Origin of the sequence: Pseudomonas sp. NPDC089547 (assembly GCF_050280665.1) — a bacterium.
In the GTDB taxonomy this organism is placed as follows: Bacteria; Pseudomonadota; Gammaproteobacteria; order Pseudomonadales; family Pseudomonadaceae; genus Aquipseudomonas.
On the sequence record NZ_JBNNVS010000024.1, the window covers coordinates 23,727 to 40,225 of the forward strand.

11 protein-coding genes are annotated in these 16,499 nt (G+C 60.9%); all 11 read left to right on the forward strand.

What is annotated here, in order from left to right:
- Position 1 precedes the first annotated feature (1 nt).
- The 11 genes from ACQKPZ_RS17405 (at position 2) to ACQKPZ_RS17455 (ending at position 16,486) form a co-directional block, all read left to right on the forward strand.
- Complete coding sequence (locus ACQKPZ_RS17405; RefSeq protein ID WP_427540397.1) at positions 2-1,204, forward strand: FkbM family methyltransferase; 1,203 nt, start codon at positions 2-4, stop codon at positions 1,202-1,204.
- Positions 1,205-1,211: 7 nt separating this feature from the next.
- The gene (locus tag ACQKPZ_RS17410) at positions 1,212-3,002 is read left to right on the forward strand and encodes a thiamine pyrophosphate-binding protein (protein ID WP_427540399.1); all 1,791 of its coding nucleotides are present in this window, start codon (positions 1,212-1,214) and stop codon (positions 3,000-3,002) included.
- A gap of 1 nt (position 3,003) precedes the next feature.
- Positions 3,004-3,885, forward strand: coding sequence for a sugar phosphate isomerase/epimerase family protein (locus ACQKPZ_RS17415; RefSeq protein WP_427540401.1), 882 nt, complete (start codon positions 3,004-3,006; stop codon positions 3,883-3,885).
- Complete coding sequence (locus tag ACQKPZ_RS17420) at positions 3,882-4,937, forward strand: Gfo/Idh/MocA family protein (RefSeq protein WP_427540404.1); 1,056 nt, start codon at positions 3,882-3,884, stop codon at positions 4,935-4,937. Before ACQKPZ_RS17415 ends, ACQKPZ_RS17420 begins: the two co-directional genes overlap by 4 nt.
- Positions 4,930-5,760 (forward strand): SDR family oxidoreductase, encoded by an 831-nt coding sequence (locus ACQKPZ_RS17425; RefSeq protein ID WP_427540407.1) that lies wholly within the window; start codon positions 4,930-4,932, stop codon positions 5,758-5,760. Before ACQKPZ_RS17420 ends, ACQKPZ_RS17425 begins: the two co-directional genes overlap by 8 nt.
- A 72-nt stretch (positions 5,761-5,832) precedes the next feature.
- Positions 5,833-6,489, forward strand: coding sequence for a class I SAM-dependent methyltransferase (locus ACQKPZ_RS17430; protein WP_427540410.1), 657 nt, complete (start codon positions 5,833-5,835; stop codon positions 6,487-6,489).
- A 35-nt stretch (positions 6,490-6,524) separates the two neighbouring features.
- Positions 6,525-7,442, forward strand: coding sequence for a LicD family protein (locus ACQKPZ_RS17435; protein WP_427540413.1), 918 nt, complete (start codon positions 6,525-6,527; stop codon positions 7,440-7,442).
- A 6-nt stretch (positions 7,443-7,448) separates the two neighbouring features.
- Positions 7,449-8,498 (forward strand): NAD-dependent epimerase/dehydratase family protein, encoded by a 1,050-nt coding sequence (locus ACQKPZ_RS17440; protein WP_427540417.1) that lies wholly within the window; start codon positions 7,449-7,451, stop codon positions 8,496-8,498.
- Positions 8,499-8,547: 49 nt separating this feature from the next.
- On the forward strand, positions 8,548-13,704 hold the full coding sequence (locus ACQKPZ_RS17445) for a glycosyltransferase (protein WP_427540420.1): 5,157 nt from the start codon (positions 8,548-8,550) through the stop codon (positions 13,702-13,704).
- Between the two features lie 212 nt (positions 13,705-13,916).
- Positions 13,917-15,134, forward strand: a complete 1,218-nt coding sequence (locus ACQKPZ_RS17450; protein ID WP_427540423.1) for a sensor histidine kinase — start codon at positions 13,917-13,919, stop codon at positions 15,132-15,134.
- Positions 15,134-16,486 (forward strand): sigma-54-dependent transcriptional regulator, encoded by a 1,353-nt coding sequence (locus ACQKPZ_RS17455; protein WP_427540426.1) that lies wholly within the window; start codon positions 15,134-15,136, stop codon positions 16,484-16,486. Before ACQKPZ_RS17450 ends, ACQKPZ_RS17455 begins: the two co-directional genes overlap by 1 nt.
- The last annotated feature ends 13 nt before the right edge of the window (positions 16,487-16,499 follow it).

Consider the following 16,499-nt stretch of genomic DNA (forward strand, 5'->3'; position numbering starts at 1 on the left):
CATGACCAATCCGAGCCTGAGCGATCGTCTGGAAGCCTTGTTGAGCGAACCGCTGGAATGCATTCAAGAGCGCCAGAACCATACCCTGGAAAGGTTGATCGGTGGACTGCAGCAGCCCTTCGCATTGTTTGGTGCCAGCCATCTGGGGCGCAAGACTCAAGCTGTGTTGAAGCAGATGGGTTTTTCGCCCTGCGCCTTCATCGACAACAACCCGGCATCTTGGGGAACCCACATTGATGCGGTGCCAGTCATGAGTCCCGCTCAACTGGCCGAGCAGTACGGCGGCACGCTGCCTTCGATCATTTGCACCATCTGGAGCGGGCAAATCAGTGAACGCATGACCGACCGGCTTGCGCCGCTGCGTAAACTGGGCTTTGAGCGAATTGCGCTATTCGGTCATCTCGCCTGGCGCTATCCCGATCATTTCCTGCCGCACTACTTCCTGGATCTGCCGGAGAAAGTCGTAGCGCAGGCCAAGGATGTTCGCCGGGCATTCGCCTTGCTCGACGATGAAGCCTCGCGTCAGCTGTTTGTTGATCATGTCGAATGGCGGCTTGCGCTGAACCATGATCTGTTGCCTCCCGCCTCGCCGCTGGCCATCTACTTCGACGTCCGTTTCAGCACCGACTGTGCGGACGAAGTACTTTATGACATTGGCGCGTTCGACGGCGATTCGGTGGTGGAGTACCTCGAAAGCGGCCGCAGCTACCACGAGATCCATTCCTTCGAGCCCTCCCCAGCCAACTTCGCTGAACTGAATGCCAGCCTCAGCAAGCTGAAGACAGACAAGGGCCTGAGCGTGTTCGCTCATCCCTTGGCGGTAGGCGACAGCAGCGGCGAGATTCTTATCGAGGATGGTAGTGGTGCCGCAAGCCGTGTGGGGCGCGGTAGCCAGCAAGTAACGATCACCACGATTGATGATCTGGCCACCCGGATCGCCCCGGCGAGCTTCATCAAGATTGATATCGAAGGCTTCGAGCCAGAGTGCCTGGCGGGTGGGCGCAAGCTGATCAGCGAGTGTCATCCGGTGATCGCGGTTTGTGTCTATCACGAACAAAACCACCTTTGGAGTGTTCTGCTGCAATTGCACGAGTACTACCCGCACTACCACTTCAAGCTTTGTCCGCATCTGGCCGAGGGCTGGGATCTGGTGCTCTATGCCGTCCCCGCCGATCGCCTTCCCCAGCACTCCACCGCCGAGTAACAATGTTATGCGTGTCGCCGACTATATCTTCGAGTTCATTGCTAACCAGGGCGTCGGGCATGTGTTCTTCCTGCCTGGTGGCGGAGCCATGCACCTGAACAACGCGCTTTTTCGCCAACCGCGTCTGAGCGCAGTGAGTATGCTCCACGAGCAGGGCGCAGCCATTGCGGCGGAGGGCTACGCACGTACTTCTGGCAAGTTCGGCGCCTGCCTGGTGACCTCGGGACCTGGCGCTACCAATGCCATCACCGGCCTGGCCGGTGCCTGGTTCGAGTCCACGCCGGCACTGTTCGTCTCCGGCCAGGTCAAACGCGCCGATCTCAAGGGCGACAGTGGCCTGCGTCAGCTGGGTACTCAGGAGCTGGATATCGTCAGTGTGGTCACTCCGTTGGCCAAGTACGCTGTTTGCCTGCTGGACCCGAAACGTGTGCGCTATGAGCTGGAGAAGGCTCTCCATCTGATGCTTACTGGCCGCAAGGGGCCGGTGTGGATCGATGTACCGCTGGATGTTCAGGCGACTGAAATCGATCCCGCTGAACTTGAAGGCTTTGTGCCGCAAGGCACTGGCTTGCCGGTCGCTCCAGATGCCGAGGCCCTCGATACCCTTGTAAGGCGATTGCGTGAGGCTGAGCGTCCGGTGCTGTTGGTGGGGAATGGCGTGCACGCCTCGGGTGGCGAGGCGGCGATGCGTGATCTGATCGAGACCCTGGGTATTCCTACCCTGACCACGTGGATCGGCGCCGATTTGCTCGAGTATGAACACCCGCTCTATGTCGGCCGCTGCGGCACGGTGGCCCAGCGTGGTGCGAACTTCAGTGTGCAGAACGCCGATCTGGTACTGGCCATCGGTTGCCGAATGGACTTCTCCATCACCGGGTTCAACCGCACTCACTTTGCCCGTGCGGCCGATATTGTCGTAGTGGATATCGACCCGGCGGAGGTCGCCAAGCTCGGCGACATGCCGGATCAGCGATTCATTTGCGATGCACGGGTATTCATGGAGCAACTGCTGCTCGCCAGCGGCGATCAGCCTCTGGTCTGCCAGGCCTGGCGAGAGCGTTGCGGTGCCTGGAAGGCGGCCTACCCGGTAGTGCTACCGGAATATCGACAGCCGGGTGACTACGTAAATACCTATGTATTCAGCGAAACCCTGTCCGAGGCGCTGGCCGAAGGCGACCAGATCATACCGGGCAGCTCCGGGGCGGCACTCGATACATTCTGGCTCTCCGTTCGCCTGAAGCGCGGTCAACGCGCCGTAGCCACCGGTGGTCTGGGCTCCATGGGCTACGGTTTGCCAGCCTCAATCGGCGGCTGCCTTGGTAGCGGTGGCCGTCGTACCGTGTCGGTGGATGGTGACGGTGGCTTTGTGATGAACATCCAGGAACTGGAAGTGGTCCGCCGTTTGCGCCTGCCGATCAAGTACTTCGTCCTGAACAATAACGGCTATGCCTCGATACGGGCATCTCAGGGCGGTTACTTCAAGCAGACCATCGGCTGCGACCCAGACTCTGGCCTGACCCTGCCGGATATTTCTGCCTTAGGAGCGGCTTTTGGCCTACCAGTGCGGCGCATCGACGGGAAAAATGACTTGCGTCAGGCCATCGACGAGGCGCTGGCACTTGATGGGCCGGTGCTGTGCGAGGTGATGGTGGAATCTGACCAAGCCATCGGCCCGCGCATTACCTCGAAAATTGGCCAGAACGGCGCAATGGTCTCCAGCCCACTAGAGGACCTGTTCCCCTTCCTTGAACGCGATGAGCTGCGTACGAACATGCTGATTCCGCTGTTGGATGATTGAAATGAATGACTACTTGAGCCAATACGCCGATGCTGGCTTGTACACCATGCAGGGCCGCCTGTGTGCGCCGGAGGAGGGCCGCTTCCAGTCCTTCCCACGCCAGGGCTGGCGCCTGGAAATCGAGCGTGCAGCAGCGATCGGCCTGCGCGGCATCGAGTGGATCTACGACCTGTTCGGCGAAGGCGCCAATCCTCTGGAGACCCCAGCCGGTCGTGAGGAACTGCGTGGCTTGCTGGCGCATCACGGCGTATCGGTGGTGTCCATCTGCGCCGACTATTTCATGGATCGGCCGCTGTTGCGTTGTAGTGCAGCTGAGAACGCTCAGCTGATCCAGCGCCTGGAGTGGCTGCTGGAACTGTGCCCGGAGATGGGCGTAGGCCGGGTTGTTCTGCCGTTCGTCGATGCTTCGCGCATGCATGATCGTGTCGAGGTGGATCAGGTAGTGGCGAATCTTCGCCAGGTTTTACCCATCGCCGAGCGTCTGGGTGTCGAGCTCCACCTGGAGACTGATCTGGCGCCACAGGCCTTCCGAGAACTGCTTGATCGCCTTGTGCATCCCTTGGTGAAGGTCAACTACGACGCCGGCAATAGCGCCTCCCTGGGTTACCGACCGGAAGATGAGTTTGCCGCCTACGGCGAGCGCATCGGCAGTTTCCACATCAAGGATCGCCGTCTGGGCGCTGGTACTGTGCCTCTGGGTCAGGGCGATACCGACTTCCGCAGTTTACGTGAGCAACTACTGCGCTTTGGCTACCGGGGCGACTTCGTGTTGCAGGTTGCCCGTGGCGACGCTGGCGATGAGCCGTGCTGGCTCGCCGGCATGGCTGCGCTGGCAGCCGACTGGCTACGTGGTAGTGCCCTCAACGAGAGAAAGACATCGTGAAAATCCTTTTCTGCGGACTGGGCGGTATCGGCCAGCGACATTTGCGTAACCTGCGCCAACTGCTCGGCGATGAGCTGGAGGTGCATGCCTATCGGGTACGCGGCCAACGTATCAAGCTGCTCGACAATCTCTCCGTTGATGAAGGCGCCGACCTTGAGCAGGCGTATCAGATACGGGTCCACCACGACCTGGCCGAGGCATTGGCGCAGAAGCCGGCAGCGGCTTTCGTCTGCAACCCCAACTCCCTGCATGTACCGGTTGCGTTGCAATGCGTGCGTGCCGGGGTGCCGGTGTTCATGGAAAAACCGCTGGCCAGCGATCTGGCAGGTATTGACCAACTGTTGAGTGAAGTTGAAGCACGTAGTCTGCCTTTTCACGTCGGCTACAACTTCCGCTTTCACCCCGGCCTTCAACGCCTCAAGGCATTACTGGAGGAGGGGTTCTTTGGCCGTCTGCTAAGCGTTCGTTCGGAGATCGGCGAGTACTTGCCCAATTGGCACCGGTATGAGGATTACCGGCAGATGTATGCCGCCCGTGCCGATCAGGGCGGGGGCGTGATTCTGTCGCAGATCCACGAGATGGACCTGATCTACTGGTTCTTCGGTCTGCCACGCAGCATCGTCACCCACGGTGGTCAGCTCAGCAGGCTGGAGATCGACGTCGAGGATACCGCGTCCTCCTTGATGCGTTGTGATGGCCCCCATGGAAGCTTCCCTGTTCTGCTGCACCAGGACTATCTGCAGCGCCCAGCGGTGCGGCGTTTCAAAATTGTCGGTGACGCTGGCTATGCCGAGATCGATCTGCTCGCCAACCATTTGAGTGTTTATGGTGCCGAGGGTGAGTTGCGCGAGCAAAACGATTTTCGCGACTTTACGCGCAATGACATGTTCCTGGCGCAGGCGCGGCACTTCCTCGAATGCCTGAATGGCAGCGCCGAACCGGCGGTAAGCCTGCACGATGGGCTGCAGAGCCTGCGCCTGGCCTTGGCCGCCTTGCGTTCTCTGAAAGAGGGGCGGGAAGTTGCGCTAGGCGAGGTGAATCTGAATGTCTAGTGTCGAGTCCCTGTTTCGTCTGGATGGCCGCGTGGCGCTCATCACGGGTGGCGGTGGCCTGTTGGGCTACCAGCACGCGGCCACCATCGCTGGGCTCGGTGGCCTGCCGGTGCTGCTGGATATCAGTGCCGAAGCCTTGGCCGCCAACGCAGCGAAGCTGCTTGCCCAAACCGGATGCGAGGCGTTGACCCTTAAGGCCGACATCACCGACCTGGCTGCCTTGACGATCGCTTTCGATCAGCTGATGGCACGACATGGCCGGGTGGATGTCCTGATCAACAATGCTGCGCGCAATCCCAAGGTGGAAAGCGGAGCTGACAAGGACTTTTCTCGCCTCGAACATTTCCCTTGGGAGCAATGGCGCCTGGATCTGGATGTGGGACTGGGCGGCGCATTCAATTGTGCCAAGGTGTTCGGCGCGCAAATGGCCAGGCAAGGACGCGGTGTGATCGTCAATATCGCCTCCGACCTTGGCGTGATAGCTCCGGATCAGCGCTTGTACCGGGTAGAGGGGCGGGAGGCCGAGCAGCAGCCGGTGAAGCCGGTGACCTATTCGGTGGTCAAGCATGGCCTGATCGGGTTGACCAAATACCTTGCTACCTACTGGTGCGAGCAGGGGGTGCGATGCAATGCGTTGTCGCCTGGCGGCGTCTACGCGGGGCAGAACGACGTTTTCGTCAGCAAGCTTGCGCAACTGATCCCGCTCGGGCGCATGGCCGAAGCCGATGAGTACCGTGGTGCTATCGCCTTTCTTTGTTCGGATGCTTCGTCCTACATGAACGGTGCCAACCTGGTGGTGGACGGCGGGCGTAGCACATGGTGAGCCTGTTTGCCGTCGCTGTTTTCAACGAGGCCCGGAGAGTGGCCTCTCTCGACATTTTAAAGAGCGTGTTCAATGGCAACTGATGAGCGTTTGGTCTATTGGGATTCATTTTATGGGCACTCAAACCAGCCTCTGCCACTTTTGCCATCGCAGTTTGCCGCGTTCGCGTTGGGGGAGATGGCTACCCTGGACGCTTCTGAGGCTGTGGAGGGGGTAATCGAATTCGGCTGTGGCAATGGACGTGATAGCCACTTCTTCGCCGCCCACGGCTTCGATCTGCTGGCGCTGGATGCGTCCGCTGAAGCTATTGATCGTTGCCGTGCCGGTACGCGTCATGCACGTGCGAACTTCGTGCAACGCAGCGCAACCGATGCGCGCGAAGAAGTCGAGAGATTCATGAACGGCAAAAAGCGGGTGGCGGTGTACGCCCGCTTTTTCCTTCACGCCATCCGGGAGGAGGAGCAAAACGACTTTCTCATGCTCCTGGGGGATGTGCTGTTGCCGGGTTCTTTGCTGTTCCTTGAGTACCGTACCGTGGCGGATGCCGAGCAGCAGAAGGTGTTCGGTGACGACCATTACCGGCGCTACCTCGACCATCGCACCACCTTGGCGAACATCGAAGCTGCAGGTTTTTCCCGGCTGTACGAAATCGAAGGGCATGGGTTTGCCAAGTTTCGCGCTGAGGACGCCAGGGTCGGGCGTTGCGTGGCCATCAGAAACGCCCCGTGAGTGTCGGGACTACAGGTCAGCTGGTAGGAGGGTGCATGCAGGATCTACAAGGCAAGAAGCTCGTGCTGTTCGGTGCGGGAAAAAGCGGTGGCTGCTTCATTGAGCAGAATCTCGGATTGAACATCGTGGCGGTGGCTGACAATGATCAGGCCAAGCAGGGTGGGGAATTTCACGGCATTGCGGTTATTGCACCAGAGCAGATAGGCGAGACGCAGTGCGACATGGTGGTGATTGCCAGTGTCTGGTCCAAAGGCATCCTGGAGCAACTGGAAGCGTTGGGTCTTTCTGCGATCCCTACGTTGATCCCGGGCAAGCGGGAGATGAAGGGCATGCGCGATACCCACCCGTTCTCTCACCCGTTGACCAAGGACATTGCCAGGGAAATGGCGCTCACGCTGAGGCTTCTGGCAGAAGAGCATGGCATTGATCTCTACCTGGACTTCGGCACTTTGTTGGGGGCCTTCCGCGAACGGGATTTTATCCCTTGGGATGATGACATTGACTTTGCTGTCAATGACGAGCAATTCGATGCAGTCATTGCTTTGGTGCGTGAAAACAAAGCGCAGTTTCCACAGCGTGATGGTATGCAGTGGAGTGTGGAACTCGTGAGTGCTGGAGAACTGGGGGCGACCGTCCGGGTTACCTGCATCAATCTTCCGGGAAGCAGCAGCGTTGTGCCTTTTGAAGTCGATATCAGTCGCAGGGTACGCCGTGATGGCTTGGCGGTTGTGCTGGGGTCGATGCCAGAGTTCTTCTGCCCCGAGCATCACTTTGCTGGCTATGAGCATGTTGAACTGTTTGGTCAAACCTTCAAGGTGCCGGCTGACGCTACGGGCTATCTGGATTTTGTATATGGTCAGTGGCGCACGCCACGGCAGGACTTCACGTTTGCCGAGTACCCCTCTGCGGAAGTGGAGTTCGGGCAGTACAAAATATCCCTCACTTCTCTGTAGAGCCGAATGACCAAACCACAGCACCACTCATTCCTGCGTGATGATCTTCTGCGCTTGCCTGGCTTGGACGCGTTGGCTGAGCAGTGCGCCAATCGCCATGTGCTTCTCACCGGGGCTACCGGCTTTTTCGGCTGCTGGCTCCTCGCGTTGTTTGACGAACTCAATCGACGGGGGGCGGATATTGCTGTCACTGTCGTTTCGCGCAACCCCAAGCGCTTTCTCGATGACCATCCGCACTATCGCAACTGCCCCTGGTTACGCTGGCTGCCCATGGACATTCGGGAGCTGCGAGAGCTACCCGGGCGCCCGGCGGAGCTGATGCTGCACGGGGCGGCGGATACTTCAGCAGCCGCTCATGCACGCCCCCTGGAGCTTTTTGACACCATCGTCGAGGGCGCGCGCCGGGTACTGGATCTCGCGGTACGCAGCGATGGCGCACGGGTTCTGTTCACCGGTTCTGGAGCACAGTACGGCGTTCTCCCTGCTGACAGCCCAGTCGTTGAGGAACATGTCGGTGCCTGCTTGAGCAACCGGGTCAGCGGCACCTATGGTGAGGCCAAGCGGGCGCAGGAAACCCTGGGCGCGATTTACGCTCAGGAGCATGGCCTGGAGGTCGTCATGACCCGCTGTTTTGCGTTCTCCGGCCCAGGATTGCCGCTGAACGCGCATTTCGCCATAGGCAACTTCGTTCGCGATGCCTTGAGTGCCGAGGAGATCGTACTCAATTCCAGCGGTCGGGCCATGCGTAGCTACTTGCACGGCGCAGATTTGGCTGTGTGGTTGCTGACATTGTTGCTGAGGGGCAAGCCTGGTGCGGCCTACAACGTAGGCTCTGATCAGGCCATCAGTATTGCTGAACTGGCGAGGCGGGTAACTGACCGGGTTGCACCTGGCAAGTGCGTGCGCGTGCTGGGGCAGGCCGATGATTCGGGGCGTTCCTACTATGTGCCGGATATCAGCCGGGCCCGCGCATTAGGCCTGGATGTCTGGACCACCCTGGATCGGTCGATCGAAAGCATGGCTGCCTGGGCAAAATCTCTGGGTTATGTAAATTGAATTTCAACGAGCCTGCGTGTGAACGAGGCCGTGACAGAGGGTATACGTGATGGATTGGGGCTCAATTGCAGGCGGTTATTGCCAGGGTCAGCCTTGGCGAGTGGGTATTGCCGGGGTTCAGCCTGGGCAGGAGAAGCTGGCTTTCCCGATAAGCGATGAGCAATGGCGGAAACTGCAGTCCCTGATACCTCTTGGGCCGTTGCAGCAATATGGTGATGCCAATGGCCTTTGCTTCGAGCGGATAGGCCCATCAGGCGCGGCTCCCCATTATGACAGTATCCTTCTCATTGAACTGGCCAATGCAAGCACACAGGTGCTGACGTTACCCCTCGGTACTCGACGCTATCTGATTCGGCTAGAGCGCTCGATGGATGACGCACCTGTGTTCGAGCAATTTGACAGGGTGTTTCTGCCAGGCAAAGAGGCTTTCACGGGCCAGCACCTGGTGCGACTCAATCAGCCGCTGGAGCTGCCTCTTGCGGAATTGAAACCACGCCCTGAGTTTCGAGGAAGGGCAAGTGTGTTTGGGCGGGACGATGTCGATCTGGCGCACGCGCACTTCGCTTTGTGTGACCTTGAGCCCGAATTACCTGATTGGTTGTCCCCTCAGTGGCAATCTTGTCTGTTGTCTGGTGCCGTGCCCGTGCAAACCGCAACCGCTTCGGTACCGGAGTGGTTTCCAAAAGATTGCTACATCGATGGTCGTGTGTTCGCTGATGGCGGTAACTTGTCCGCTTTCCTGAATGGTATGGCCTGGGAGGAATACGAGGCTCTGGCGAGTCGACTGCGGACGTTTCTCATGCAGGGCAGCGCGCGGCCGGATGAGCGAATTTATCCTTACAGCGTCGACTTCTGGATCAATGCGTTAACGTCTGTGATTGCACTGGATGCTGCTGAGGTGCGTGGTGTTGCACCGACGTTGAGCGTAGTGATTCCGGCCTATAACTATGGCCGATATCTAGGGCAGGCAGTCAGGTCCATTCTGAATCAGGGTATCAAGGATATCGAGATCCTCGTTGTGGACAATGCTTCGACGGATAACACCCAAACGGTCATGGCGGGTTTCTCGTCTGATACGCGAGTGCGCTATATGCGTAATCGGCGAAATTTTGGGGTAGGCAGCAGTTCTCACAATGGCATGTGGGCGGCCAAAGGCAAATACTTGGTCTTGTTCATGGCCGACGATTTCATGAACCCGGGTCATGTACAGCGCCTTCTCCCTGCGATGGAAAGCAATGCGCAGATTGCGGTTGGTTACAGCCCTATCTGTTGGGTGGGTGAGCAAGGTGATTCGGTTGCAGGGCCAAGCCATCCGGGCCATCGCAGTGCCGACTATATTGGTGGGCGCAACGAGGTCGCGGACCTTCTAATCTATGACAGCTACATCACCCCCTCTGCGGCCATCATTCGCAGAGACGCCTTTTTCGAGGCATGGCGACGTGATGTCAGAATTCGCGGGTCCGGTGACTGGCTGCTCATGGTCCAGCTTGCGGAGCTTTACCCAGACTTTGTGTTCACCACTGTTCCTGGTGTGAGCTATCGCGTCCATGCTGCGCAACACTCCCATGAGTTCTATGTTTCGTCGGCACCGCTGCAAGGGCATACCTGCATCCTCGAAGGCGTATTCGAACGCGGTAACGAGGGGCGTCTGAAGGGCTGTGAGCGTGAAGTTGCTGCGCACCTGAAGCGTCGGCTGAGCCTGTATCCGCAGGAGCAGGATACGGAGCTGGGCAAGCGGGTGCGGCATTTGTGCGGGCGCTTGGAAGCCCTGGCTCAAGAAGCAGAGAGGGCGCTGTTCTCCATCATATTGACCACCTACAACCGCCCCGAGCTGCTCCGCGATGCGCTGGATAGCATTGCCCAGCAGTCCTTCAAGGACTTCGATGTCATCCTGGTCAATGACAATGGCGACCCGGTCGAGTCGCTGCTGGCCGAGTACGATTTCCCGGTCACGTATATCCGCCAAGGCCGTAATGGCGGCCCAGCCGCAGCGCGTAATGCAGCGTTGCGCCTGGCCCGCGGTCGGTATGTCGTTTTCCTGGATGATGACGACCTGTATCTGCCTGACCATCTGGAAACACTGGCCAAGGCGCTGGATACTCACCCTGACAGCGTGGTGTACACGGACGCAGTGTTCATCCAGGAAACGATCGCGGCGGGCAAGCGCACCGAAGTCGCACGCGAGCAACGCTACCCCCACGAGGCCTACTCAAGGGAGCGCTTGCTGGTTAACAACTACATCCCGATCAACACCTTTGCCTGCCCGCGTGCGCTGGCATTGGCCGTGGGCGACTTCGACGAAGCGTTGGCGGGTCTTGAGGATTGGGACGTGCTCATGCGCTTGAGTGCGCGCAGTGCCTTCCACCATATCCAGTGTGAAACGGTGCAGGTCCGCATGCGTCGCGACGACAGTGCACCTGCACGACGCTCCGAGCAGGCACTCAAGGATTACCCGGCGCTCTATCGTGAACTGTATGCGCGGCACTCCGACCTTGGCAGCGAAGAAGTCAGGCGCGGGCGCCAGCAAATGCTGGAGCATCTGGGTGGGAAACCCAAGGCGTTGACCGTGCAGAACTGGCTGGCCGAACGCGTTCCGGGCGCCACGCAGGCTCGCCTGATCGAGCAGCGCCTGCAAGCGCACCAGGGTGGGCCTGTGATCGGGATCATTGTGGTGGATGCGCAAGGGCGCACGGATGCACTGAATGCATCGCTGCGAAGCCTGGCCAGTGATCACTGCCTGTATCGCACATTGAAAATCGTGGTGCTGACGCCAGGGGATGCGCCAGCGACGTTGGCACAGGACAAACTGCATGTCCTGCGCTTGACCGATGCCAACCTGGGCAGCCAGCTCAACCAGGTGGTGCAGGACGGTGAGTTCGACTGGTTCATGCTGGTAGAGGCGGGGGCTGAGTTCACGGCGAGCGGCCTGCTGATTACCGCGCTGGATCTGTTGGCTGCGCCTGGCTGTCGGGCTGTATATGGTGATGAGGGCCTGCGCGCTGAAGGCGCAGAAATGGGGGCTGCGCTGCGCCCCGACCTGAATCTGGACCTACTGCTCAGCTTGCCGGCGAGCCTGTCTCGCCACTGGTTGTTCAACCGCCAGGTGTGGCTGGAGATGGACGGCTTCCGCCCAGAAGCGGGCCAGGCTTTCGAGCTGGATTACATCCTGCGCCTGATCGAGTCTGGCGGTTTCGAGGGGCTGGGGCATATCAGCGAGCCTTTGCTGATTTGCGAGGCCCCTTCACTGCGTGACTGCCCTGACGAACGCGGGGTCATTCAGCGCCATTTGCACGCACGTGGCTTTGCCCAAGCCAGCGTCGAGTCGCGTATGCCCGGGCGTTATGACCTTGATTACGGCACCCGCGGCGATGCGTCGGTCAGTATCCTCATCCTGCTGCAGGGTAACAGCACCGAGCGGGTGCTGCGTTGCATGGAAACCCTTCTGCAGAAGACCACCCATCGAAACCATGAGGTGCTACTGCTGGCGCGGGACGATGCTGGGCCGGCAGTAAAGAACTGGCTCGACGGCGTAGCCCAAATTGGCACCGATACCCTTCGTTGCTTGCGTTTCCCGGCGGGCATGACGCCTGTGCAAATGCGCAATCAGGCTGTCGGGCAGGCCCGTGGTGACTTCCTGCTGTGGCTGGACGAAGGCGCTGCCGTACTCGAGGGCGACTGGTTGCAGCAGCTGTTGAACCACGGGATGCGTCAGGAAGTCGGCGTGGTGGGGGCCAAACTGGTATCGGGGGACGCTACCATCAGCCATGCCGGTTTCGTACTTGGCCTGAATGGCCCTGTGGGTGAAGCCTTTGCCGGTCAGCCGATGGATGCCTCTGGCTACTTGCAGCGTCTGCAGGTTGACCAGAACTATGTCGCAGTAAGCGGCAAGTGCATGCTGGTGAACAAAGCCCTGTTCCTGGAAGCAGGTGGCTTCGACGAGACGCCCGAGTTGCAGCGTTGGGCGGATGTCGACCTGTGCCTGCGTCTACACCGTGGCGGTTACCTGAACGTGTGGACGCCGCGTGTGCAGTTGTTGCTCAGCGAGGATGCCGCCACACCGGCCGGTACCGAGGAAGAGGATGCCTTGTATGACCGCTGGCTGCCTGTACTGGCACGCGACCCGCTGCACAACCCTAACTTCTCGCTGTCCTCCAGCAATGGCCTGGGGCTGGCGCCTTCCGGCCTGAGCTGGCGGCCGTTGTCGTCGTGGAAGCCGCTGCCGACTGTCCTCGCCCACGTGGCAGACAGTGGTGGGTGTGGCAACTACAGGGTCATTCAGCCGCTGGATGCGCTCAACCGCGAGGGCTTGGCCGAGGGGGCGCTGGCGTGGAATTACCTGGCGCCTGCGGAGCTTGAGCGTTACCAGCCAGACAGCATCATCCTGCAGCGCCAGGTTGGCGACGAGCAGCTTGAACACATGCGCCGCATGCACGCGTTTTCGCGGGCCTTCAAGGTCTACGAGCTGGACGACTACCTGCCCAATCTGCCGCTCAAGAGCGTGCACCGTGCGCACATGCCCAAGGACATTCTGCGTTCCATCCGCCGTGGCCTGACGTATGTGGATCGCTTCGTCGTCTCCACGCAACCGTTGGCCGAGGCCTTCGCTGGCCTGCATGGCGATATCCGGGTGGTACCCAACACGCTCGACACCCGCTACTGGAAAGACCTCAAGGCGCTGCGCCAGCAGTCGCGCAAGCCGCGTGTCGGCTGGGCGGGTGGCGCAAGCCATACCGGCGACCTGGAGGTGATCGCCGACGTAGTCAAGGAATTGGCCAACGAGGTGGAGTGGGTATTCTTCGGTATGTGCCCGGACAAGCTGCGCCCTTATGTGCATGAGTTCCACGAGGGTGTTTCGTTCGAGCAGTATCCGGCGATGCTGGCCCGGATGAACCTGGACCTGGCCCTGGCGCCCGTCGAGCAGAACCTGTTCAACGAGTGCAAGAGCAACCTGCGCCTGCTGGAGTACGGCGCCTGTGGTTTCCCTGTGATCGCCAGCGACGTACGGTGCTACCAGGGCTACAACGACTTGCCGGTTACGCTGGTGAAGAACCGTTTCCGTAGCTGGGTCGAGGCCATTCGCATGCACCTGTCCGACCTGGATGCCACGGCGAAGTCGGGCGATGCGCTGCGCAATGCGGTGCTCGGTGGCTGGATGCTGGAAGGCGACAACCTGGCTAACTGGCGCAAGGCCTGGCTGGCGAACTGATACATGGGCGTAGGCCTGTGCCGGCCTCTTCGCGGGCACGCCCGCTCCCACAGGTACAGCGCAGGCCCTGAGCGCTGCGCAGTCCCTGTGGGAGCGGGCGTGCCCGCGAAGAGGCCCTCACTGCCAACCCAAACCCTCATCTCCGGCACGGCTATTGCTTTACCGCTGGCAACACACCGTTTTTATGACGGTCAGCCACGCGAGAGAGCACGATGCCCCAGGCCGCCCATGTATCCCGAGCCCCCGATCAACAGGGGCAAACCCCGGTCGAGCAGGACAGCCACCAGGGTATCGAGCACGCCTTCGCCCTGTTCAATCAGGTGTCCAGCCAGCTGAGCCAGTCCTACAGCCTGCTTGAGGCCCGGGTCAGTGAGCTCAAGGGTGAGCTGGCCGTGGTCAGTGCCCAGCGCATCGACGAACTCAGTGAAAAGGAACGCCTGGCCAACCGCCTGCAAAACCTGCTGGACCTGCTGCCTGGCGGGGTGATCGTGATCGATGGCCAGGGGCTGGTGCGCGAAGCCAACCCGGCTGCCTGCGAATTGCTGGGTGAGCCGCTGATCGGCCAGCTCTGGCGGCAGGTAATCGCCCGCAGTTTCGCCCCGCGCAAGGACGATGGCCATGAAGTCTCGCTGCGCGACGGCCGCCGCCTGTCCATTGCGACCCGCTCGCTGGACGCCGAGCCCGGCCAATTGGTGCTGCTCAACGACCTGACTGAAACCCGTCGTCTGCAAGACCAGCTGGCCCGCCACGAGCGGCTGTCGTCGCTGGGGCGCATGGTCGCCTCGCTGGCGCATCAGATCCGCACGCCGCTGTCGGCCGCCATGCTCTACGCCAGCCACCTGGCCGACAGCGAACAAGACCTGAGCGTGGAAACCCGCCAGCGTTTTGCCGGTACCTTGAAGGAGCGCCTGCACGAGCTGGAGCATCAGGTGCGCGACATGCTGGTGTTTGCCCGTGGCGAGTTGCCGCTCAATGACCGGGTGACCCCAAAGGCGTTGTTCCAGGCCTTGCAACAGGCGGCCCAGTCGCATGTACAGGGGCACGCCGTACGCTGGCAGTGCGACAGCCACCTGGGTGAGCTGCTGTGCAACCGCGACACGTTGGTAGGTGCAATGCTCAACCTGATCGAAAATGCCCTGCAGGCCAGCGACGGCCCGGCGCGGCTCAAGGTGCATCTGTTCCGCCGCGAGCGCACCCTGCACCTGTGCGTAAGCGACGCTGGCAGTGGCATCGACGCAGAGTTGCTCGCTCGCCTGGGCGAGCCATTCCTCACCACCAAGGCGACCGGTACCGGCCTGGGGCTGGCCGTAGTCCAGGCTGTGGTACGGGCGCACCAGGGCGCGATCAGCCTGCGCTCGAAGCTGGGCCGCGGTACCTGTGTGCGGGTGGAGTTACCGTTGATTGACGGACTATTGGCGGAGGGCGCGTAATGGTCAAGGTGCTGCTGGTCGAGGACGACCGCGTATTGCGCCAGGCGCTGGGCGACACCCTGGAAATCGGCGGCTTCGCCTACCAGGCGGTGGGCAGCGCCGAGGAGGCACTGGAAGCAGTGCTGGACGAGGCGTTCAGCCTGGTGGTGAGTGACGTGAACATGCCTGGCATGGACGGCCACCAACTGTTGGCGCAGCTGCGTCGCCAGCAACCTCAGCTGCCGGTGTTGCTGATGACCGCGCACGCCGCCGTCGAGCGCGCCGTCGAGGCCATGCGTCAAGGCGCTGCCGACTACCTGGTCAAGCCGTTCGAGCCCAAGGCGTTGCTCAGCCTGGTCGAGCGGCATGCTGCCGGGCGAGTGGCTGACGATGAAGGCCCGGTGGCCTGCGAGCCGGCCAGCCGCCAGTTGCTGGAGCTGGCTGCGCGGGTGGCGCGCAGTGAGTCGACGGTGTTGATTTCCGGTGAATCCGGTACTGGTAAGGAAGTGCTGGCGCGCTACATCCACCAGCAATCGCCGCGGGCAGCGCAGCCCTTTGTGGCCATCAATTGCGCGGCCATTCCCGACAACATGCTTGAGGCCACCCTGTTCGGCCATGAAAAGGGCGCCTTTACCGGCGCCATCGCCGCCCAGGCCGGCAAATTCGAACAGGCGCAAGGCGGCACCTTGCTGCTCGACGAAATCTCGGAAATGCCGCTGGCCTTGCAGGCCAAGCTGCTGCGTGTGTTGCAGGAGCGCGAGGTGGAGCGGGTAGGTGGGCGCAAGCCGATCAGCCTTGATATTCGCGTGCTGGCAACCACCAACCGTGACCTGGCGGGCGAAGTGGCGGCCGGGCGCTTCCGCGAAGACCTCTACTACCGACTTTCGGTATTCCCCCTGGCCTGGCGGCCGCTGCGCGAGCGCCCGGGTGACATCCTGCAACTGGCCGAGCGCCTGCTGGCGCGCCATGTGGCCAAGATGAAGCACGCCCCGGTGCAGCTATCGCCCCAGGCGCGCGCTTGCCTGCAGGGCTATGCCTGGCCTGGCAACGTGCGTGAGCTGGACAACGCGTTGCAGCGGGCGCTGATCCTGCAGCAGGGTGGGGTGATCGAGGCGGCGGATTTCTGTCTGGCCGGCGTCATTCCATTGTCGGCTGGCACTGAGCCATTACTTGTGGTGCCAGCCGAGGCCAGCGGGCTGGGCGATGACATGCGCCGGCATGAGTACCAGATGATCATCGACACGCTGCGCAACGAGCGTGGCCGCCGCAAAGAGGCCGCCGAACGCCTCGGCATCAGCCCGCGCACCTTGCGATACAAACTGGCGCAGATGCGCGATGCCGGCTTCGACGTCGAGGCCAGCCTGTTCGGCTGATACAAATCCAAGG